17 protein-coding genes, 1 tRNA gene and 1 pseudogene are annotated in these 20010 nt (G+C 64.2%); 5 read left to right on the top strand and 14 right to left on the bottom strand.

Translation table 11 applies throughout. The features are described 5' to 3' along the window. The 5 genes and pseudogenes from VGE27_RS10040 to VGE27_RS10020 all read left to right on the top strand — a co-directional run. Window positions 1–197 (top strand): annotated as a pseudogene (locus VGE27_RS10040) (protein-L-isoaspartate O-methyltransferase); the annotation flags it as partial. Between the two features lie 134 nt (window positions 198–331). Next, window positions 332–1441, top strand: coding sequence for a hypothetical protein (locus VGE27_RS10035; protein ID WP_331049515.1), 1110 nt, complete (start codon window positions 332–334; stop codon window positions 1439–1441). Window positions 1442–1510: 69 nt separating this feature from the next. Next, window positions 1511–2062 (top strand): adenine phosphoribosyltransferase, encoded by a 552-nt coding sequence (locus VGE27_RS10030; protein WP_331049514.1) that lies wholly within the window; start codon window positions 1511–1513, stop codon window positions 2060–2062. Window positions 2063–2118: 56 nt separating this feature from the next. Further along, a tRNA-Arg gene (locus tag VGE27_RS10025) sits at window positions 2119–2192 on the top strand. Window positions 2193–2347: 155 nt separating this feature from the next. Further along, a complete protein-coding gene (locus tag VGE27_RS10020) occupies window positions 2348–2956 on the top strand; it encodes a tetratricopeptide repeat protein (protein ID WP_331049513.1) in 609 nt (202 codons plus the stop codon). Between the two features lie 432 nt (window positions 2957–3388). On the opposite strand, the gene dapF is transcribed toward VGE27_RS10020, so the two are convergent. The 14 genes from dapF to VGE27_RS09950 all read right to left on the bottom strand — a co-directional run bounded on the left by dapF (window position 3389) and on the right by VGE27_RS09950 (window position 19991). Further along, a complete protein-coding gene (gene dapF, locus VGE27_RS10015) occupies window positions 3389–4279 on the bottom strand; it encodes a diaminopimelate epimerase (RefSeq protein WP_331049512.1) in 891 nt (296 codons plus the stop codon). Continuing rightward, window positions 4276–5028, bottom strand: a complete 753-nt coding sequence (locus tag VGE27_RS10010; RefSeq protein WP_345788005.1) for a polyprenol monophosphomannose synthase — start codon at window positions 5026–5028, stop codon at window positions 4276–4278. Before VGE27_RS10010 ends, dapF begins: the two co-directional genes overlap by 4 nt. 5 nt (window positions 5029–5033) lie before the next feature. After that, window positions 5034–7430: a YfhO family protein gene (locus tag VGE27_RS10005; RefSeq protein ID WP_331049510.1), complete on the bottom strand. Its 2397-nt coding sequence runs from the start codon at window positions 7428–7430 to the stop codon at window positions 5034–5036. A gap of 22 nt (window positions 7431–7452) precedes the next feature. Beyond that, entirely contained in the window at window positions 7453–8412 is a 960-nt protein-coding gene (locus VGE27_RS10000; protein WP_331049509.1) for a lysylphosphatidylglycerol synthase domain-containing protein, read from the bottom strand. Further along, window positions 8409–9632, bottom strand: a complete 1224-nt coding sequence (locus VGE27_RS09995; RefSeq protein ID WP_331049508.1) for a glycosyltransferase — start codon at window positions 9630–9632, stop codon at window positions 8409–8411. Before VGE27_RS09995 ends, VGE27_RS10000 begins: the two co-directional genes overlap by 4 nt. A gap of 23 nt (window positions 9633–9655) precedes the next feature. Further along, complete coding sequence (locus VGE27_RS09990) at window positions 9656–10690, bottom strand: glycosyltransferase family 2 protein (protein ID WP_331049507.1); 1035 nt, start codon at window positions 10688–10690, stop codon at window positions 9656–9658. Window positions 10691–10731: 41 nt separating this feature from the next. Continuing rightward, window positions 10732–12225 (bottom strand): RNA polymerase factor sigma-54, encoded by a 1494-nt coding sequence (gene rpoN / locus VGE27_RS09985; protein ID WP_331049506.1) that lies wholly within the window; start codon window positions 12223–12225, stop codon window positions 10732–10734. Then, a complete protein-coding gene (lptB, locus tag VGE27_RS19490) occupies window positions 12222–13019 on the bottom strand; it encodes an LPS export ABC transporter ATP-binding protein (RefSeq protein ID WP_414653555.1) in 798 nt (265 codons plus the stop codon). The genes rpoN and lptB overlap by 4 nt, the downstream gene beginning before the upstream one ends. A 446-nt stretch (window positions 13020–13465) precedes the next feature. Beyond that, the gene (locus VGE27_RS09975; protein ID WP_331049504.1) at window positions 13466–15316 is read right to left on the bottom strand and encodes a hypothetical protein; all 1851 of its coding nucleotides are present in this window, start codon (window positions 15314–15316) and stop codon (window positions 13466–13468) included. Then, on the bottom strand, window positions 15277–15816 hold the full coding sequence (lptC, locus tag VGE27_RS09970; RefSeq protein WP_331049503.1) for an LPS export ABC transporter periplasmic protein LptC: 540 nt from the start codon (window positions 15814–15816) through the stop codon (window positions 15277–15279). Before lptC ends, VGE27_RS09975 begins: the two co-directional genes overlap by 40 nt. A 56-nt stretch (window positions 15817–15872) precedes the next feature. Continuing rightward, window positions 15873–16844, bottom strand: coding sequence for a KpsF/GutQ family sugar-phosphate isomerase (locus VGE27_RS09965; RefSeq protein WP_331049502.1), 972 nt, complete (start codon window positions 16842–16844; stop codon window positions 15873–15875). After that, window positions 16841–17476, bottom strand: coding sequence for a KdsC family phosphatase (locus VGE27_RS09960; RefSeq protein WP_331049501.1), 636 nt, complete (start codon window positions 17474–17476; stop codon window positions 16841–16843). The genes VGE27_RS09965 and VGE27_RS09960 overlap by 4 nt, the downstream gene beginning before the upstream one ends. Continuing rightward, window positions 17473–18300 carry a 3-deoxy-8-phosphooctulonate synthase gene (gene kdsA, locus VGE27_RS09955; protein WP_331049500.1) on the bottom strand — a complete coding sequence of 276 codons (828 nt, stop codon included), beginning with the start codon at window positions 18298–18300 and terminating at the stop codon, window positions 17473–17475. Before kdsA ends, VGE27_RS09960 begins: the two co-directional genes overlap by 4 nt. After that, entirely contained in the window at window positions 18297–19991 is a 1695-nt protein-coding gene (locus VGE27_RS09950) for a CTP synthase (protein WP_331049499.1), read from the bottom strand. Before VGE27_RS09950 ends, kdsA begins: the two co-directional genes overlap by 4 nt. Window positions 19992–20010 lie beyond the last annotated feature (19 nt).

Raw genomic sequence — 20010 nt, 5'->3', positions numbered from 1 at the left:
TCAGTGCCGGGGCTCCGCATGTGCCGCCGGCCCTCGATGAGCAGCTGGCGGAGGGTGGCCGGTTGCTCATTCCTGTAGGAACGAAGGAAGAACAGATGCTGACCGTGTTCACCAAGAAGGGGGGGAGGCTGGAGCGCCGTGACATCACACCGGTCCGCTTCGTCCCCTTGATTGGGGCGGGAGGATGGCCGGGCTGACCGGCCATCGCCGGTTTCCCGCGCTGAAGGTTTGCGCCTCGCCTGGTTGCCGGTCATTTTCGCCTTTCTGCTGACAGTGTTCTTCACTGATGGCAGAGGTGTTCGCCACACCCCGAGTCATCATAGAGTTCGCCATGTCCACGCCTGCCGTGCCATTGAATCCCGAGATGGGATCCTCGCTGCCGTCACCCGCCGCTCTGCCGCCCTACGCCGCCCCGGTTGCGGGAGGTAACGCGAGTCAGGGATCGGCTCGACTGGCCGCGCCGTACGTGCCGGCGGCATGGCGCACTCATCGACCCGCCGCACTCGTCCAGCCGGCCGGCCTGATGGCATCAATGCCCACGAGTCCAACCCCAGTGGGCGTGGAGTCGTTGTTCGGGGTGGAAGAGGAAGCGGTCACGGTGGTGGAGCAGGGGGGGGCTCCTCTTGCGGAGCAGGAGAGCACCGACGATTCACTGCCCTGGATCGACGCGTTTCTGTCCACGACGCCGGCGATGGCCATGCCGGCGATCAGTGAAGAACCCGAAGAAGCCGCGTACGTTGAGGCCACCGCTCCCGCGGATACGGAACCGACGCTGGTGCAGGATGACGAACCGGCGCAGTCAGAGCTTCCCCCAAAGCCACTCAGCCGGGCCGAGCGGATTGCGGCACTCTTCACGCCGGTTGATTCGCCAGTGGTCGCCGCGAAGACGCCAAGCAGTACGGTCGCTGCCGATTCGGCACGGGTCGAAGCCAAGGTCGTGCAGGAGGCCGAGCAACTGGAGGCGCCTGCCACACCATTCGTGGAAGCGTTGGCCGAGCCGTTCATTGCCATCGACGAACCATCCGATGCGGCGGACGCGGAAGATTGGCCGTTGGCGCAGGCAGCCAGCGAGCTCGACGCCATGGCGCATCAACTCGAAGCGCTCGCTCCGGTTCAGAGCACCGAGCCGTCCGCGCTGTTCGCGGAGCCCGCTCAACCTGAACCGTTGCCCGTGTGGAGCGACGACGACATGGTGGACATCATGCCGGTTCGTCAGCCGTTGTTCACGCCGCGCGGACAGTCGGCGCTTCGCGTGAGTGGCCTCGGTGCCCAGGTCGCCCGCCGCGACGAGAACGCTGAAGCGGCCGCCCATGCGCTCGAACTGCTGGCCGGCCGAGTGCGTGCCGGTGAGCTGCCGTTGCCCGGCTACGAGCCCCGCATGGGTGATGCCGCCGCACTGGTAGCGGCGTTGGCCGCGTTGTTGGGCGTGAAGCTCAGCTGAGCTGAACTGCCGCAGATCGAAGCCTCAGCGTAGAGGGCGGGACAGGAGTCGCAGCGCTAGCTTCCCCACATGACTCTGCAGCAGCGCCTCGAAAAGACCATTCGGGATGTGCCGGACTTTCCCTCGCCGGGCATCCTCTTCAAGGACATTACGCCAGTGTTGGCGGACCCGGCGCTCTTCGCCGACGTCATTGCCGCGCTCGCTGACCCATTTCGCGGGCGCGCGATCACCCATGTGGTGGGGATCGAAAGCCGAGGCTTTCTATTCGGGGTCCCGGTCGCAATGGCACTTGGCGTGCCGTTCGCGCCTGCCCGCAAACCAGGCAAGCTGCCATGGCGATCGGAGCAGGAGGCCTACTCGCTCGAGTACCGCCAGGACGTGCTCGAGATGCACGTGGATGCGCTGGTCGAAGCCGCAAACACCCAACAGGCGGGCGGCGTGAAGCGTGTCCTGGTGGTCGATGATGTCCTGGCTACCGGCGGCACGGCGGCTGCGGCGAGTCGGCTCGTGGAACGGCTCGGCGGTGAGGTGACGGCCATCGCGGTCGCCATCGAGCTCGGGTTTCTGGGTGGCCGGGTCGCACTCGGTGATCGGCCGGTGCACAGTGTGCTGGCGTACTGAGGTATTGGACGCCGGGTGACGCCAAAGGCCCTGCCAAATAGATTGTGCGGTGATTGGCCCCCGTAGCTCAGTTGGATAGAGCAGCAGTTTCCTAAACTGTTGGCCGGAGGTTCGAATCCTCTCGGGGGCACTTCGTTGTGTCGAAGAATCAGCTATCTTATCTGACTACCCACGAAAAGCCTGTGTTTCGGCATCGTGGACGTCCGAACCTTCTACCGCTGGCATTTACGTATGGCCCAGGCGCCCCGTACTACGAGCACCCCAACGCACGCCGGTGACGATCCGATGGAAACGGTCGCCAACTGGTTCCAGGCGAACTCCAAGCCGATCGTCTATGTGATCGGTGCGGCAGCCGTGGTGACGGCGTCGATCTTCGTCTACCGGAACATGGCGGAGTCGAAGCGCGAGAAGGCGTCGGCGGCACTGTACGAGGCGCAGACGCCGTTCGCGCAGGGTCGGTTGGACGTGGCGCAGAAAGCACTGGAGAAGGTCACCAGCCAGTATCCCAGCACATCGTCGGGTCAGCAGGCCGCTGTGCTTCTGGCGCAGGTCCTGTACGAGCAGAAGAAGTACGACGACGGCATCAAGGTGCTGGAGAAGGCGCTGGGGAGCTCGAATACCGAGTTCAAGGCGAGCCTGGAGTCGCTGATCGCTGGTGGTTATGAGATGAAGGGCGACATGACGAAGGCTGCCGAGCACTACGGTAAGGCTGCGGTGGCGACGCCGTTCGAGGCTGAGAAGTACGCGTTCGAAGCGTCGCAGGCTCGCAGCCTGATGGCCGCCGGCAAGGTGGATGAGTCGCGCAAGCTGTGGGAAGCGCTGGCGCAGTTGGACGGCCAGCCGGTCCAGCAGGAAGCCAACATTCGTTTGGGCGAACTGGCGGCGAAGAAGTAAGGTTCGCGGCATCACAAGAATGGGGCGATCTGGTTTATCCAGATCGCCCTTTTTGTTTGGCCACGAACGGCCAGTAAGAGGCATCTATCGTGACAGCAACTGGGCAGTGCATTGTCTCATTCGAATCATACAAATGCGCATAATACATGTTATGTAAACTTTGTGTGGTGGATAACTGTGGGAAACCCGGAAGTGGAAATCCCCTGTAATTGTGGATGATGCGCGTAATCTGTTCTGCCGCAACGTTTTATGTCCAATCCTCTCACCTCGGGTGACGCGTATCTCTCACGAATGGTCGATCTGTCCACCTGTCCACATTTCCCACGACGTTTTTTGAGTGCTGTGATTCCTTCTTGTTTTGTTGAAAAAAAAAGGACGTGACCACTGTGCAATGTGATCACGTCCTGGTCCTGCCGGCGCAGTGTCTGCCTGCTACAAAGCCACGATACTCCCTTCAAAGACCACACGCCCTTCACCGCGCAATGTGGGCCGGAAACCCCGTACGCCGGCCTCCGACAGCGTCTCCAGCGACACCTCCACATCCCGGCCCGAACTGGTGCGGATGGTTGTGCTGGGCTCCGTGGAGAGGCCCCAGGCCGAAAGCAGCACCGCAGTCGCCACCGCTCCGGTTCCACAAGCCAAGGTCTCGCCCTCCACGCCGCGCTCGAAAGTGCGGTAACGCCAGCTGCCGTCAGCCCGAGGAGATACCCAGTTCACATTGGCGCCCGCAGCACCTGTGGAGGGATGCCAACGGAGCGACGGACCTGCCCCTGCCACATCCACCGCGTCAGCGTCGTCGCAGAGAATGACCAGGTGCGGGATGCCGGCGACAGCAAACCCCACGCGGTTGCCCTGGGTCATCTCGATGGGCACCCCGATCTCTTCGCGGATATCAGTGACGGGCTGCAACGAAATGGCCGGAAGGTGATCCAGTCTGCTATTGATGAGTCCGGCACCCGTGGAAAGTCGCATGCCGGAGGCGTCGGCCAGCCCCCAGCGTGCGCTGAGCGCAGTCGAGCACAGCGTGGCGTTGCCACACAAATCGGCAGGCGTGCCGTCGCTGTTGTAGTAGTGCACCCGCACATCCGCATCGTGCGACAGTGGCTCCAGGACGACCAACCCGTCTGCGCCTATCCCGTTGTAGCGATTGCAGATGGACTTAATCGCCTCAGGTGATGTCACAAGGTCGATAGGGGTCGTCCGACCATCAAAGAACACAAAATCGTTGCCCGACCCAGTCATCTTGACGAACGGCAATCCACGGAGGCGTTCGGTCAGTGTGACTTGTTCGGCAGATGCGTCCATCGCGTCAGTCTTGCTCACAGGCGCCCCGTCATGGCCCACCAACGCAGCCGCCACACCATCCAGATCGCCTCCCGGACGATGCGCTTGGACATCTTGGACTCGCCCTCTGTCCGGTCGTGGAAAACGATCGGGATCTCGGCAATGCGGAAGCCCTTCTTCCAGGCCCGGAAACTCATCTCGATCTGGAAGGCGTACCCATTGGACTTGACCTGATCCAACGGAATGGCCTGCAGAACTTCCCGCCGGAAGCACTTGAAGCCGCCCGTGCCGTCGCCGAGCCGCATGCCGGTGACGGCGCGGGCATAGATGTTGGCACCGTAGGAGAGCATCAGACGGGTCATCGGCCAGTTCACGACGGTCACCTTCCCGTCCCGATACCGGGATCCCAGTACAAGGTCGGCGTCGCGCACGGCCGCGAGGAACTCCTGCAGATGCATCGGATCGTGCGAGAAATCAGCGTCCATCTCAAAGATGTACGTGTAGTCCCGCGCCAATGCCCAGGCGAAACCGGCGAGGTAGGCACGTCCCAACCCCTCCTTCCCCGGTCGATGCAGCACATGAACCCGAGGATTGTCCGCGGCGAGCTCGTCAGCCAGCTGACCCGTACCGTCTGGGGAGTTGTCGTCCACCACCAGCACCTCGAGTCGCGGATCCTGATCGAGAATCCGTGGCACAATGCGGGTGACGTTTTCGCTCTCATTGTAGGTCGGCACAATGACCACCCCGCGCTCTTCACCCCGGAGGGCGCCGCGGGCCGGCGTCTTCATTCGGCTCATGCGTGTCCTCGACGATCAAGCACGGACCCGATGACCCACCACAGCACGGCGGCGCCAAGCGCCAGCAGCGTCAGCAGTTGGCCCGTGTGATATGGCGCGCTGTCGAAGCGGAGCTGCACCTTCTTCGCACCGGCCGGCAGTTCCACGCCGATCAATGTGAAGTCGGCTCGGTTGGTCGGCGTCGCCTTCCCGTCCACCGTGGCCTGCCAGCCCGGATAGAAATTCTCCGAGACGACGAGCGCGCTACCGGCCGGTGCCGGCCCCTCGAGCGTAAGGTCGATGGCGCCCGGTTCGTAGCGGTCCACCTGCACTCCAAACGTCACCGGCTCCGGCAACGGCGAGTTCACCGGCTGGGATTCGATCACGGCCGCCGTGTCAAAGATCGCTACCCGGCGCACGTCGAAATTGGGATTGAGCAGCGTCGCCTTGGTGGTCGGATCATCCAGCTTGACCTTCATCGGCGTGACCCACGCGGCGGGATGATCGCCGGGTAGCTCGTACAGATAGGTCATGGTGCCGGCGGCGTTGCGCACCGGACCAGCCACGAGGCGCGATCCTGGGAACGGCAGTCCCGGGGTGTTGGTGTAGAAAAACCGGGAGTTGGTCAGCGACCAGAAGTTCGGATTGGCCACCGACTGGTAGCCTTCGTTCTTTGCGTAGAGTTCCTGGAAACGGCCGAGTTCGTTTCCGTGATACCCCAGCACCCCGCGCACACCGTGGTGCATCAGGGCGTCGCCCACCAGGAACGGGTCGTGCGGCGCCATGTTGTCGCCCAATGGCAGCGCGATCACCCGCCCGGGGGCATCCAGCTTCTTGAGGTAGCGGATGACATCGTCCTCCGCATAGAGCTCACTGGCCGGTGCCGAGAAGCGCCAGTACAGCCGCTCGATGCTCCAGAGGTCGAGCGCGACGACGCCCACCAGCAGCCAACCGCCAAGGGTGGGCGTGAGCTTGTTGCGGGAGACTCCGAACAGCAGGGCCAGTGTGGCGATCACGGCCAGCGCGGAACGCCACGCGCCAACCACCACATCGGTGGCGTTGGCCAGAATCACCTCTCCCCGCGCATCCCCCAGCAGCGACATCGCAAAATTGGTGAGTCCACCCGTGGTGGCCAGCACGGCCACCAGCAATGCGAATGTCGACCAGCCAAGCATGTACCGTACCGAGGTCTTGCCCGCGATGGCCCGCTCGGCCCCGAACGCCGCCAGCACCGAAAACGCGAACGCACTTACGTACAGGATGGTGCTGGGAGCTCGGAAGAACTTGGACCCCGGGACGACCGCGTACACCAGATGGTAGAACGGCGTGTTGCCACCCCATGCCCAGAACAGGGAAACCACCAGCGCGCCGAGCCAGAACCAGGCGTGCGAACGGTGCCGGTTCAGGAGGCCGCCGCCGAAGGCGAGGAAGGCCAGCACCAGCACGCTGGCCCCGACGTACTCGCTGTGAAAGTGAATGCCATTGCGTCCCCAGTAGTTGTCCAGAATGCCGGAGAACTGGGGGAGGTACATGTTGATCGTTTCCTCGAGCGGGAACGAAAAACTCGTGGCGTAGTCGTATCCCTTTCCACCAGCGCGTGGCGACCAGGACACGTACTCCCGGACCGGCAGGTACTGAATCGCACCCATGATGCCGCCGAGGAGCACCGCTCCCAAGGCGAGACCGAGACGGGGAAACCGCGGCGTGGCGTCAGCCACGGGGCCGTCCTCGGTGATCACGGTCTGCGGCTTGAGTGCCAGCCACAAAGCGTAGGCGCCGGTCGTGAGCAGCATGTACTGGAGCAGCTGCGGGTGCGGTGACAGCACGCCCAGGCCAACGACGACGGCGAGTGCGCCCCAGGCCGCGCGGCGTCCGTCTCGCATCCCCAGCGTGAGCGCCCAAAGCGCAGCGGGCAACAGCGAACTGACGAACAGCTTGCCATCGTGGCCGGGCGACGCATACGAGGCCATCGCCCCGCTCAGCAGGTAAGCGACCGCGCCGATGCAGGCGGCGTGAAATCGCACACCCGCCGCACGCAGGAAACCATACGTGAACACGCCGGCCAGCATCATGTGGATGATGAAGCCCCACGTCATGGCGACGTCGGTGGGCAGGATCATCCGAAGAATGAAGGTCGGGTAGAAGATGTCGCCGTGCATGGCGGCGACGTACGGCATGCCCCCGAACTGGAACGGGTTCCAGAGCGGGAATCCGTTGCCCTCTCTCAGTGACCGGGCGGCAAACTCACGAAACGAGTAGCCGGCGATGTACTGGTCGGAGTTCGGATTGACGAGGAACGCTCCGCCGAGCGCGGGCCATGCCAGCAACAGAGTGGCGATGGCGCTGACGATCGCCGCGATGGCGAACGGGTGGCGCGGCGTGGTTGCTGTCTGGGGGGCGTCAGTTCGAGCCATGTATGCGGTCGATGTGAACAGCTCAACCCGATCGGCGAAGTCCTGTGCGCTGGGTCGGCGACAGGGCGATCAGGCTGACAATGCCCGGGAGCACTTCGAGGATAGTCAACCATACCCGCGAGGTCACACTGAGTATCACGGCGTCACCATTGCCTGCCGCGCCAAGCGCGACGAGGAGAGCGACCAGCGCGAACTCCCGGAATCCGAGTCCACCGGGTGCAAAAAGCACCAGGTAGCCCACGAGATAGGAAGCCGAGAAAACTGCGATGAACACCGCCGGATTGCTACTGACGGAGGGTGTGACACCACGGGCAAAGGCGGCAAATGCCATTCCATATCCGACCCATGAGGCAGCATTGATTGCGGTCGCGATCCAGAGCGTGCCCGCGCTGATGTGGCGTGCTACCGGTGGTAGTCCGCGCCAGCGGGCAAAACGATCCAGCATCGGCGGCAACAGCCACGGCAGCGCGATCACGCCAATCAGGAACAGCAGGGCGAGCAGTGTGGCGATGTTGCCCATACCGCGCCCGAGCGCGTCGAGTCCGCGTGCACCGCTCAGCACCACCACCGCGAAGCCCGCTCCGATATTGAGTGCCGTTCCGAGCAGTGCGGCGCCAGCGGCGGCGGTCCCTGAAACGCCAGCGTCTGCCGCGAGCACGCCCAGCGCCCCGACGCTCCAGACCTTGCCCGGGATCCAGCGCCCGAGATTGGCAATGGTCCAGATGCGGACGGCCTCCGGATACGGCAGTGCCCCGCCCCATCCCGCCAACAGCATGCGCCAGCTCTGGATGAGGGCGGCATAGGTGGCAAGTACGATCGCGGTGGCAAGGCCGATCCAGGTCCAGTCGATGGAGATGTCGCGTGCGGCCTCGCGCATCGCCTGCCATTGACCCGCCAATGCCCAGGCGATGTAGCCGAAGCTGATAGAGAGCAGCACCGCACGAACAACAGGCCGCCGCAGCCACCATACGATGCCACTCATGCGCGCCCCGTGGGCGGCGTACGCCGGGCAGCTTCCTGATAGTGATCGAGGTAACGCGCGGATACCGCTTCGGGTGTGAAGCGCGCCAGCATGTCTTCACGCGCCTGAGCGCCGAGCGATCGGGCGCTTTCGTTGCTGGAAATCACGCGCGCCAGGCCCGCCGCCAGCGCGTCGATATCACCGGTCGGCACCAAGGTGCCGCCGTGATCGGGACGTACCACATCTGGCAGTCCACCGTCGGCATAGGCGACGACGGGCGTGCGGCACAGCTGCGCTTCAACGGCCACGAGTCCGAGACCTTCCCCACGTGATGGCATCGCCACCACCTGGGCCGCACGATACAGGGGCACCAGAGCCGACTGCGACAGCACGCGATGCCAGGTGATGCGATCGGCGACATCGAGCGCGTGTGCCTGCGCCTCCAGCGCTTCGCGATCGGGCCCTTCGCCAACGACATGCAATGGAACGCCGGCAAGTGCCGGGCGCGCCATCGCGGTGATAAGATCGGCAATGCCTTTCTGGGCATTGAGGCGGCCTACGAACAACACACCGTGGCGAACGGTCGCATTTTCGTCCGCCGTGGCTTCGCCAAACAGGCGCATGTCCACAGGCATGGGTGACACCAAGACTGGCGTGCCGGCGATGCGCTGTGCTGTTTCGGCAAGCCACGTTGATACCGCGGTGCACACCGAAGCCTCACCCAGCACGGCGCGCATGATTGCATGCGCTGGCTTCGTGCTTTCGGCAAGGCGCACATCAGAACCGTGCATGGTGATCACCAAGGGCGTCCCGGGCGTGGTGCGCGAACGCAGACGCCACAATGACAACGCCGATGGGAACCACCAATGGGCGTGCACAATGTCGTACGGTACACCGGCGCGCCGCGCGTCCTGCAACGCCTTTGTGGTGGCGCGACGCAGGGCCACCATGAGCTGCAGCAATGACCGCTTGCCACGCCACGAGGCGCGCACCAGTTCGGCCATGTTGCCTTCGTAGGCGAGCGTCATGTGCGCATCATCATCGTAGCGCACCCTCGTGATCGTCACGCCTTCAAGTATCTCGCGTGTGGAGAGGTCCGCCGCACCCGGTGCGAGGATGTCGACGTGCGCGCCGCGCTGTTGCAGGGCATGCGCGAGACGGAGCACAAACGATCCCGCGGCGTCGCCTACATGGCGCGGCGCATTGTGCGTGACAAAGAGGACGCGCGGCGATCCGGACACCGCAGCCAAAGCCGTGAAGGTGGTCAGTCGCGCGACGAGACGCCGCGGCGATGGTCCAGCTGCTCGTTGATATCAGACCCGATGTCGTCGAGTTCGCGGCGCAGTTCGCGCACTTCCGATCTTTGCTGTGCGATCTGCTCGCCGAGCAGGCCGGTGGCGAAGAAAACCGAGCCGAGAATGAGGCAGGTCTGAATGACCGTCCACACCCAGCGCTGGCCCTGCCCGGTAACGGCCAGCCAGGCCAGTGCGCCGAATCCGGACAGCACGCCGAGGGCAAAGAGCGCCACGCCCAGCATGCCGAATGCGAGCAACGGCTTCTGGCCGAAGCGGAGCTCGAACCACACGGCGACCATGTCGAGCACACCGACGGGGATGCGCGAGAGGCCGAACTTGGAGCGACCGGAGTGCCGCGCATAGAGCGGGATGGGCACTTCGGTGACCGTGAATCCCTGCGCCGCGGCCATCACGATCATGTAGCGATGGAAATCGGGGCGCATGGGCAGCGCGGCCATGATGTCACGCGTGTAGGCCTTCACATTGTTGAGATCCCGCACCGGGATGTCGAACAGTGAGCGGCTCAAGCCGTTGTAAATGCGCGACACGAACGCCTTCTCGTACTTGCCCTGCTTGAAGCCCGTGACCATGTCCGATTCGCCGGCGAGAATCGGATTGACGAGGCTCGGGATGTCTTCCGGCTTGAACTGCAGGTCGGCGGGATAGAACACCAGCACTCGACCAGCGGCATGCAAGTATCCGGAGCGCAGCGCCTCCGCGATGCCGCGCTGCGCGCGGTGGCGTACGGGGTGCAGGAAGTCGTAGCGCTCACGCAGCTCCTGCAGCAGCGCCCAACTCCCATCGGTGGACCCATCGTCCACCACAATGACTTCGTAGCGTGCCGACTGCGTGCGGATCATCGCATCGCACAGTTCGACGAACAACGCGAGGTTCCCCGCTTCGTCCTTCGCCGGCACCAGCACACTGACGTCGACGGGTGCGCGTCCGATGCGGCGCACGAGACGTTCGTTTTCGGAGTGCTGAGGTGTGGTGCTGGCGGCCATGTCGTGGAGAAACGAGCGCAGGTGAAGGAGCGACGCGGCGCTTAGACGCGCTTGCGCATGCGCGCTGGCAGCACGCCGAGTTGGTCACGGTACTTGGCCACCGTGCGTCGCGCAATCTGCACACCGGTTTCCTGCAGGATCTCGACGATTGCCTGGTCCGTGAGTGGATTTCGCGGATCCTCACCCGACACGAGCTTCTCGATCTGATCCTTGATGCCGCGTGCGGACACATCGTCGCCGTCCGCCGTGGACAAGCCGCTGGAGAAGAAGAACTTGAGCGGCAACACACCGCGCGGTGTCTGCACGAACTTCTCGTTTGTCACACGGCTCACGGTGGATTCGTGCATACCCACCGCTTCCGCCACTTCACGCAACGTGAGTGGACGGAGCCCCTGCACACCACGTTCGAAGAAGTCGCGCTGCCGGTCGACGATGTAGTGCATGACCTTGAGCATCGTCTGCCGCCGCTGCTCGATCGCCTGGATCATCCAGTTGGCCGAGTTGAGCTTGCTGGCGATGAAATCCTTGCTCTCGGTGTCGAAGCGCTTCTTGTCGCGGGCGATCTCCTGATAGGTGCGCGAAAGCTTGAGGCGCGGGAGATTGCCGTCGTTCAGGAAGATGTGGTAGTGACCATCGATTTTCTCGACGACCATGTCGGGAATGACGTAGTTGTCGCTACCCGCGCTGAAGCGCAGACCCGGCTTGGGATCGAGCTTGGCGATTTCATCGGCGGCCGCTTGCACGGCCTGCGGGCTGATACCGAATCGCTTGGCCACTTCGCCCCAGCGACGCGCAATGAGTTCGTCGAACGCCTCGACGACCAGGCGTGCGGCAAGCGACTCGGCTTGCCCGTCCGCGCGGAGCTGCAGCATGAGGCATTCACGCAGGTTGCGCGCGCCCACGCCTGGTGGGTCGAGCTCCTGGATGATGTGCAGCAGGGTCTCGACTTCGTCTTCACTGAACTCCGGCACATCACCTTCGATCTCGCGCTCTTCGGCTTCGCGTCGCAACACCTCGTTGGCGCCATGACGAATCTCTTCGAGCGAGCAGGCGAGGTAGCCGTCGTCGTTGATGTTGCCGACGAACTCCTCAGCGAGGAACGCCTGACGCGGTGAGAGTTCGAGCAGGGAGAGCTGTTCCGTCAGGTGATCGGCCAAGTCGCGGCTGGCGACTGTGACCGGCTCGTACCACTCCTGCTGTTCATGCTCTTCGCGCTGGCCCCCGGTCTCGAAGCCATCGAGAAGGACGGCTTCCCAGTCCACGTCATCGTCGCCCGTCTTTTCGGGCTCCGGCTCGGCGACCGCTTCCGGCTCCGTGAGGTCCTGTGCTTCGGAGGCCTCTTCGGCCTCAGGCGATTCGTCGTCATCCTCTTCCGGCTCGACGAGCTCGAGGAAGGGATTGGTCAGCAGCTCCTGCTTGAGGTGCTGCTGCAGGTCGAGGAGGGGCATATACAGCAGATCCATCGCCTGGTACAGGCGTGGATTGACCTTGAGCTCCTGACGGAGTCCGGTGGTCTGCTGCAGGCCTGTCCTCATGCGGTGAGCACCTCCTCGGAGCTCTCGACCGATTCCTCGCTCTCGTCGAATCGCGCCCGGAGGCGCGCCGAGAGCGTGGGACCAAGATAGTCCTTGGCGACGGCTTCGTCGAACACGAGTTCGCGCACCGTGCCAGAGACCTTCACCTGACCCTCGAACATGATGTAGGCGCGATCGACGATATCCAGCGTCTGTTCGACGTTGTGGTCCGAAATCAGCACGCCGATGCCGCGCGTCCGGAGGTCCGCCACGATGGATTGAATGTCGTGCACCGCGATGGGATCGACGCCGGCGAACGGTTCGTCGAGCATCATGAACTTGGGTTCGGTCACCAGGGCCCGGGTGATCTCGAGGCGACGGCGCTCGCCACCGGAGAGTTGATACGCCCGGCTCTTGCGCAGGTGCTTGATCTTGAGTTCATCGAGCAGCGACTCGAGCCGCTTGGCCCGCTCCTCTTTCGAGAGGGGGAGCGTTTCGAGGATGGCCAGAATGTTCTCTTCCACGGTGAGCTTGCGGAAGATGGACGGCTCCTGGGAGAGGTAGCCTATACCCTGCCTGGCGCGCTGGTACATGGGCATCTTGGTGATGTCCTTCCCGTCCAGGCGAATGCGGCCGAGCTGTGGCTCGATGAGTCCGACCAGCATGTAGAACGTGGTGGTCTTGCCGGCACCGTTTGGGCCGAGCAATCCCACGATTTCGCCCTGCGCCACGCGAAGTGCCACGTCGTTCACGACTTTGCGGCCGCGGTAGACTTTGACGAGACCTTCGGCGCTGAGAATGGATCCCTGTTCGATCGGTCCACGCCGCGCAGCGGCAGGGGCTGGCTGAGGGGCCGCAGGCGCTGGCGCGGGGCGACGGTGCTCACCGGTCTGGCGGAGCTGCGCCGCGATGTCCGCGCGGCGCGGGGCGATGGCTTCCCAGATAGCGGGCCGAAGTCGGACCTGGCCATCCGGATCGGTGCCGGATTCCCACGGCTCGATCACCTGAGCGCCAGCGAGGCGCGGCAGCACGGAGGCCGCCAGATGCTGCCGGACTTCATCGGGCGCCAGCCGCTGCTCGTCGGGATGCCGCGCGATGAAGCGGGTCACCACATGGTGCAACGGCGTCGCGCCCGCATCGGACGCTCCGTCGATGATGCCCTCGAGTGCGATGGCGAGCGAACGATCGCCATGCACGGCGCGCTCCACCAGCGACAGGGCGTCGGCGGGCGGGGCGTACGGTGATGGGGTTTCGGGATCGCTCATGGACGTCGCTGGAGTGCGGTGAAGCGTTGCTGCGGAAGGAACGACAATGAAACCGTCGGTGCCCGATCGCGCTTCCCGGGAGGTGCAGCGGGATTCGCAGGAGACACGGGCGCCACCGTATCAGGGGGAGTGCCCGGAGGTCGTCCCCGGGTGGGGGCGCGCCGGGTGCTGTCTGCTTTGCGGGTGCTGTCAGATAGACTATCGGGCTCGGGTTCGAGATACAGACCCGATGCGGCGGAATCTACTCGCACGGTACGGACGGAACCGGTGTCGAAGTTGACAAAGATGCGCGCGCCGCGAACGTAGTTGATGCCGGGCGGTGCTTCCCTGCCCCGGCTGTTGGCCATGTGAAAGAGGGAGCTTGCGTTACCGAGTGCGCGAATCTCGCTGATCTGCGTCTTGCGCAGCGTATCGGCGCCGACGCGCGGGGTACTGTCGAAGTAGGCGAACACCTTGTCGCCGCGCAGCACATCCTTCTCGGTGGTCTTGATGCGCAGGGAATCCGGTGTGCCGATGGCGACGGCCCCGCCGACCGCATGCACCTCACGTACTCGCTTTTCTTCCAGGCGGATGCGCAGCGAATCGGCCTCCACGTCCTGCTGGGGGGTCTTCGCCTTGGCGCGCCCGGGCCCAAAGGCATAGGCGTCCTTCAGCAACTGCTCTTCGAGGCGCAGGTCGATGCGCTCCGCATCAAGCACCATGTCGTCGTTCGTCGCCGATCCCTTGTGCAGCGCGACCACACGATTGAGCTGCCGGTTGGTGCTGTACATGTCGATCGTGTCACCCACCAGTACGAAGCTCTGCGCGGTGTCACGGTTGGTGATACGCGCGCCGCGCACGAGTCGCGCGGTCTCCTTGAGCTTGTCGAAGGAGGATGAATCGGATTTTCCATTGAGCTTGTCGCGGTCGATGATCACGTCACCCCACGCCATGAGCAGCGAGTCGCCCGCGTCTTCGAACCGATTGGCCACGATGACGGTGGGCGTGCTCATGCGACCGAGACTGTCCTTCTCGATGAGGCGTGCGGTGGATCGCGTCGGCGCGATCATGCGTGACACGGGACGGTCAGGCATGGCGCGGTAGTACTCGATCGCCGGACCGGAGAAACTACTGCCGGTCGCCAACTGCGTGGCCGTGACATTGCCGTCGGCATACAGCCGTCCCTCACGCGTGAAGTACGTGGCGTGCGACGCCCGGATCTGCATCTTGCCCGGCTCTTCGTACATCACGTTGCCATACAGATTCACGATGCCGGGTGCCTGGAACTGCTCGGCGCTGTCGGCGCGAATGCGATTGTTCTCGCCCTGGCAGTGCCCCACGAATCCACCACCGATGAAGGTGTTGGAGATCGAATCGGTCACGCGGCTGTACAACAGGCGCGTTTCCGGCGGAGACTCGGAGAAGTCCATGACGCAGGGTCGGCTGGCCGGACGCGCCTTCTTTCGTGCTTCTGCGACGCGTGCAATGGAATCGACGCGCGCCGTACTGTCGCGAATGGCCTTGATTCGCGCGGCTTCTTCAGGTGAAACCACGGCGTTGGCCAAGCTGTCGGCACGGGCCGCAGAGTCGGTTGGCGGCGTAGGGCGCGGCGTGGAGTCGGGGCGCACCGGCACGCTGGGCGGCGCCGAATCCGGACGGGGAGGCGCGACGACCGCGCCCGGTGGAGTGGGCGTTGGCGTCTGTGTTGGCGCAGGTTTGGGCGTACTGGAGCCGCCACGACCAAACACGCCGCACCCAGCCCCGATGGTGAGCAGCGCCACCAGCACCAGGCGTGCACCGGCACGCAATCGTACCGACGCGGGAGCAATCACCGTGTCGGCACCTGCACCGGCGCCGCGCCCTTGCATTCCTTGAGGCAGCGGAAGTTGGTGAGCTTCGGGTCGGACTCGAAGCCGACACCGGTGAATACCTTGTTCGGTTCGTTGAGCACGAAGGCCGAGTCGGTGAAGAACTGATTGCGCACCTGGTCGAACACAAGCTGTTGTGATGTGAGGCGCTTGCCGTCTTCACGCACCACCACCACGTCGCCGCGCGCTTCGATGCGCGAGAGGCGCATGTTGTACGTGCCGGCGCGCGATGTCATGACGCCGTCCTTGAGACCCAGCGAGTTGTAGAACGTGAGGTTGACCCGGCGCATTTCGAGGCGCGTGCCATCGTCGTAGGTGAACGACGTGTCAGCCAACAACTCGCCCTTGTTCACACCCTTGTCGGTGAGCACCAGGCGCGTCCCGAACCCGATCTGGTCGGCGGAGTCCGGCAGTACCGACTTGGCCACGGCGACGGGCTTGGCTGGCTTCTTGCCAGCCCGTGGGCACGCTGCACCGACGAGTACCAGGGCACCGGCCAACGCCAAGGCTATCCGGGCAGTCCGCGGTCGCCAAATCGCATGCATCGATGCCAGCATCACACGGCTCCCGCGCGCATCAGGTCATGCAGGTGCACGACGCCCACCAAACGCTCTTCAGCGTCGATGACCGGCATTGCCATGATGCCATGTGTTTCCATGCGATGCACTACAGCACTCCCCAGTTCGTGATCCACTGCAAGTCGTGGCGTGGCCGTCATCACCGATGCGACTGGCATCGACAGGACGTCCGCCTGTCGCTGGAGCAGCCGCGACAAGTCGCCTGCGGTGACGACCCCGGACACCCGTTCCTGTTCCACCACCACTGCTATACCCCGGCGGCCCGCAAGCAGCACCACGGCTTCCCGCATCGTCGCGCCGCGGTCCAGCGTGGGCAGATTGGTCTGCTCCATCACATCCCGCACCCGGGTCAGCAGCTTACGACCCAGCGCACCACCGGGATGGAATCGGGCAAAGTCCTCGGCCTGAAAGCCCTTCTGCTGCAGCACGGCCACCGCCAGCGCATCACCGAGTCCCATGGTCACCGTGGTGCTGGTGGTCGGGGCGAGATCGTGCGGACAAGCTTCCTCTTTCACGAGGAGATCGAGCGTGACCGTGGCGTGACGCGCCAGGCGCGAGCTCGCCACCGCGGTCATCGCGATCATGCGTACGCCCAAACGGGCCAGCGCTTCGATCAGGCCAAGCAGTTCCTCACTTTCCCCACTCTTGGAGATGAGGATGGCCACATCGTCCGGTCCAACGATGCCCAAGTCACCGTGTACGCTCTCCACCGGATGGAGAAACATCGCCGGCGTACCGGTGGACGTGAATGTGGCGGCCATCTTGCGCGCGACCAGCCCCGACTTGCCCACGCCGGCTACGATCACGCGGCCACGGCATTCAGCCAGCAAGTGCACCGCCTGCACGAACTCTTCACCCAGAGCGGCTTCCGATGCGCGCAGGGCGTCGGCTTCGAGACCGAGCACGCGACGTCCGCGTTCGAGAATGATGGCTGCCTCCGACGTGATCATGCACTCGTTCCCGCGCCGGCCGTTTCTTCCACTGGCGTGCTGCGACTCTGCACGTAGCGCTCCAGGGCGTCGATCCATTCGCCGCGTGCGTCGAGCAGCGCCTCCGTGAATTCACGCACGGCGCCATGCCCACCATGTCGTGTGAGCTGCAGACGGGCGACGCGGCGTACTTCGGGAACGGCATTGCCCACAGCCACCGGCAAGCCCACCACGCGCATCACCGACAGGTCGGGCAAGTCGTCTCCCACGAATGCCACCTCATCGAGACCGATGCCGCGCTGAGCGCACAACGCCTTGAGCGCTGGCAGCTTTCTGGCGTGACGATCCTGAATGCACGTGTCGATCTGCAGTTCGCGGGCACGTTGCGCCACACTGTCGGACACGCGACCCGTGATGATCGCGAGTTCGAGACCGCACGCACGCAGCAGCACCGTGCCAAGTCCGTCCTGGATGTCGTAGCGCTTGAGTTCGAAAGGTGCCCGCGTGTCCGTTGTGCCTGCGCCGAGATAGATGCCACCGTCGGTGAGCACCCCATCCACATCGAAACATACGAGACGAATGCGCTTCGCCAGCGCGGGATCGATGCGCGGGACGTCTACCATCAGCGGCGGCAACTGATCGTTCGTGCTCATCGCGTGACGCGGTCCCAGATGTCGACGGCACGCGCGACCAGATCGCCCAACTTGTCGAGCGGCATCATGTTCGGCCCGTCACTGGGCGCACGATCGGGATCGGGATGCGTCTCGAGGAACAGGCCCTGCGCGCCAGCCGCCACCGCGGCCAATGTGAGCGAGGGGATGAATTCGCGCGCGCCACCACTGGTACCACCAACACCCTGCCCCGGACGCTGTACACTGTGCGTCGCATCGAAGATGGCTGGCACACCGCAGGCTTCACGCATGCGCGCAAAGGTGCGCATGTCGACCACGAGGTCACCGTAGCCGAAGAAGGAGCCTCGTTCGGTCACGGCCAATGCTCCCACCTCACGACCGGCGAGTGCCGCGCCCGCTTCCACTTTACGAATGGCGCCGCGCATGCCTTCGGGGTGCATCCATTGTCCCTTCTTCACGTTCACCGCCTTGCCGGTCGCACCGGATGCGAGCAGCAGGTCGGTCTGACGGCAGAGGAACGCGGGAATTTGCAACACATCGACCACCTGCCCTGCCGCCGCGCACTGCGAAGCTTCGTGCACATCGGTGAGGATGGGCAAGCCTGTCGCTGCACGCACGCGATCGAGCGCAGCGAGTCCGGCATCGAGACCGGGACCACGCACGCCGTCCACATTGGAGCGATTGGCCTTGTCGAAACTCGCCTTGTAGATGATGCCACCCGGTACGTTCTCCGCGAGGCGAGCCAACGTCTCTCCCACGCGGAGATTGAGCGCATCATCCTCGAGCTGGCAGGGGCCAGCAATCAGGAACAGGCGATCGGCGGGGAACCGCGAAGCGGGGCTCACTGCGCGACGTGCTCCAGCGGCGGGGACACGGCATCGGTCGACTGGCCGCCCGCTTCGTCGCGACGGCGACGCGAGGCGGCGGCCACGAACCCCGCAAACAACGGATGTGGACGCAACGGGCGCGACTGCAGTTCCGGATGGAACTGGCACCCGATGAACCAGGGATGCGAGGGGAGCTCGATCATCTCGACCAGCGTTTCGTCGGGCGACAGACCACTGAGGCGCATGCCCTGTTCGATGAATCGCTCGCGATACCGATTGGACACCTCGTAGCGGTGACGATGGCGTTCGCTCACTTCCGGCTGTCCATAGATCTCGGCCGCGCGCGAACCGCGCTGCAGACGGCACGGGTACGCACCAAGGCGCATCGTGCCGCCCTTGTCGGTGACTTCGCGCTGCGAATCCATGAGCGACACGACAGGGTCGCTGCACTCGGGGGCAAACTCGCTCGAGTGGCTGTCGCCGAGTCCGAGCACATGGCGCGAGAACTCGATGATGGCGACCTGCATGCCGAGGCAGATGCCGAAGAACGGCAACTGCATCTCGCGCGCCGCACGAATGGCTTCGATCATACCTTCCACACCACGCACACCGAATCCGCCCGGCACCAGCAGGCCGTGATACTGCGAGAGAATCTCGCGAGCCTTTTCGGGCGACGTGAAGTTGTCGCTCGAGGTCCAGGCGAGTTCCACGCCGACATCGTTCGCGATGCCGCCGTGAATCAGCGCTTCCTGCACGCTCTTGTAGCTGTCGATGTAGTCGGTGTACTTGCCCACCACGCAGATACGCACGCGCTCGCGTGGATTGGTCACGCGCTGCACCATGCTGCGCCACGCCGACAAGTCGGGCGTGGGTGCGGTGAGACGCAGACGCTCCATCACGCGATCCGCAAAACCCTGCTGTTCGAAGGACAGCGGGATCTCGTAGATGGTCGGCACGTCGGGGCTTTCGATGACGGCACCGAAGTCCACGTTGCAGAACAGACCGATCTTGCGCTTTACATCGTCCTGCAGCGGCTTCTCGCTGCGGCAGATGAGGAAGTCGGGTTGAATACCGATTTCCATGAGCTCGCGCACGGAATGCTGCGTGGGCTTGGTCTTGACCTCGCCTGCCGCAGCGATGTAGGGCACGAGCGTGAGATGCACGAACAGCGCGTTCTCCTTGCCCACTTCGCGGCGGAACTGGCGAATGGCCTCGAGGAACGGCAACGACTCGATGTCACCCACCGTGCCACCGATTTCGACCAGCACGACATCGTTGCCCGGCGCGATGCGCTTGACGGCGTTCTTGATCTCGTCGGTGATGTGCGGAATCACCTGCACCGTGGAGCCGAGGTATTCACCACGGCGTTCCTTGGTGATCACGTTGGAGTAGATGCGACCCGTCGTGATGTTGTTGGCCTGTGACAGCGGGCGATCGAGGAAGCGCTCGTAGTGCCCGAGGTCGAGGTCGGTTTCGGCGCCGTCATCGGTGACGAATACTTCGCCGTGCTGGAACGGTGACATGGTGCCCGGATCCACATTGAGGTAGGGATCGAGCTTCATCATGGTCACGCGGAAGCCGCGCTCGACGAGCAGGCGGCCGAGCGAAGCCGCGGCGATTCCCTTGCCCAGTGACGACACGACACCGCCGGTCACGAAGATGTACTTCGGGGCGGACGCCTGACCCGGTGGGGTGAGGATGGTGGACATCAGCGGGATCTCGCGAGAA

This window comes from Gemmatimonas sp. (assembly GCF_036405635.1).
Taxonomy (GTDB): Bacteria; Gemmatimonadota; Gemmatimonadetes; order Gemmatimonadales; family Gemmatimonadaceae; genus Gemmatimonas.
The sequence above is the reverse complement of the archived record's forward strand: the minus strand, read 5'-3'. Positions and strand labels throughout refer to the sequence as shown.

Excerpts from the sequence above, each read along its gene's own strand:
- VGE27_RS09975 (WP_331049504.1), bottom strand. The coding sequence starts at position 15,316 with ATGCAAGGGCGCGGCGCCGGTGCAGGTGCCGACACGGTGATTGCTCCC.
- VGE27_RS09960 (WP_331049501.1), bottom strand. The coding sequence starts at position 17,476 with ATGAGCACGAACGATCAGTTGCCGCCGCTGATGGTAGACGTCCCGCGC.
- rpoN (WP_331049506.1), bottom strand. The coding sequence starts at position 12,225 with ATGAGGACAGGCCTGCAGCAGACCACCGGACTCCGTCAGGAGCTCAAG.
- VGE27_RS10030 (WP_331049514.1), top strand. The coding sequence starts at position 1,511 with ATGACTCTGCAGCAGCGCCTCGAAAAGACCATTCGGGATGTGCCGGAC.
- VGE27_RS10035 (WP_331049515.1), top strand. The coding sequence starts at position 332 with ATGTCCACGCCTGCCGTGCCATTGAATCCCGAGATGGGATCCTCGCTG.
- VGE27_RS09950 (WP_331049499.1), bottom strand. The coding sequence starts at position 19,991 with ATGTCCACCATCCTCACCCCACCGGGTCAGGCGTCCGCCCCGAAGTAC.
- VGE27_RS10020 (WP_331049513.1), top strand. The coding sequence starts at position 2,348 with ATGGAAACGGTCGCCAACTGGTTCCAGGCGAACTCCAAGCCGATCGTC.
- VGE27_RS10000 (WP_331049509.1), bottom strand. The coding sequence starts at position 8,412 with ATGAGTGGCATCGTATGGTGGCTGCGGCGGCCTGTTGTTCGTGCGGTG.
- VGE27_RS10010 (WP_345788005.1), bottom strand. The coding sequence starts at position 5,028 with ATGAAGACGCCGGCCCGCGGCGCCCTCCGGGGTGAAGAGCGCGGGGTG.
- VGE27_RS09965 (WP_331049502.1), bottom strand. The coding sequence starts at position 16,844 with ATGATCACGTCGGAGGCAGCCATCATTCTCGAACGCGGACGTCGCGTG.
- VGE27_RS10005 (WP_331049510.1), bottom strand. The coding sequence starts at position 7,430 with ATGGCTCGAACTGACGCCCCCCAGACAGCAACCACGCCGCGCCACCCG.
- VGE27_RS09990 (WP_331049507.1), bottom strand. The coding sequence starts at position 10,690 with ATGGCCGCCAGCACCACACCTCAGCACTCCGAAAACGAACGTCTCGTG.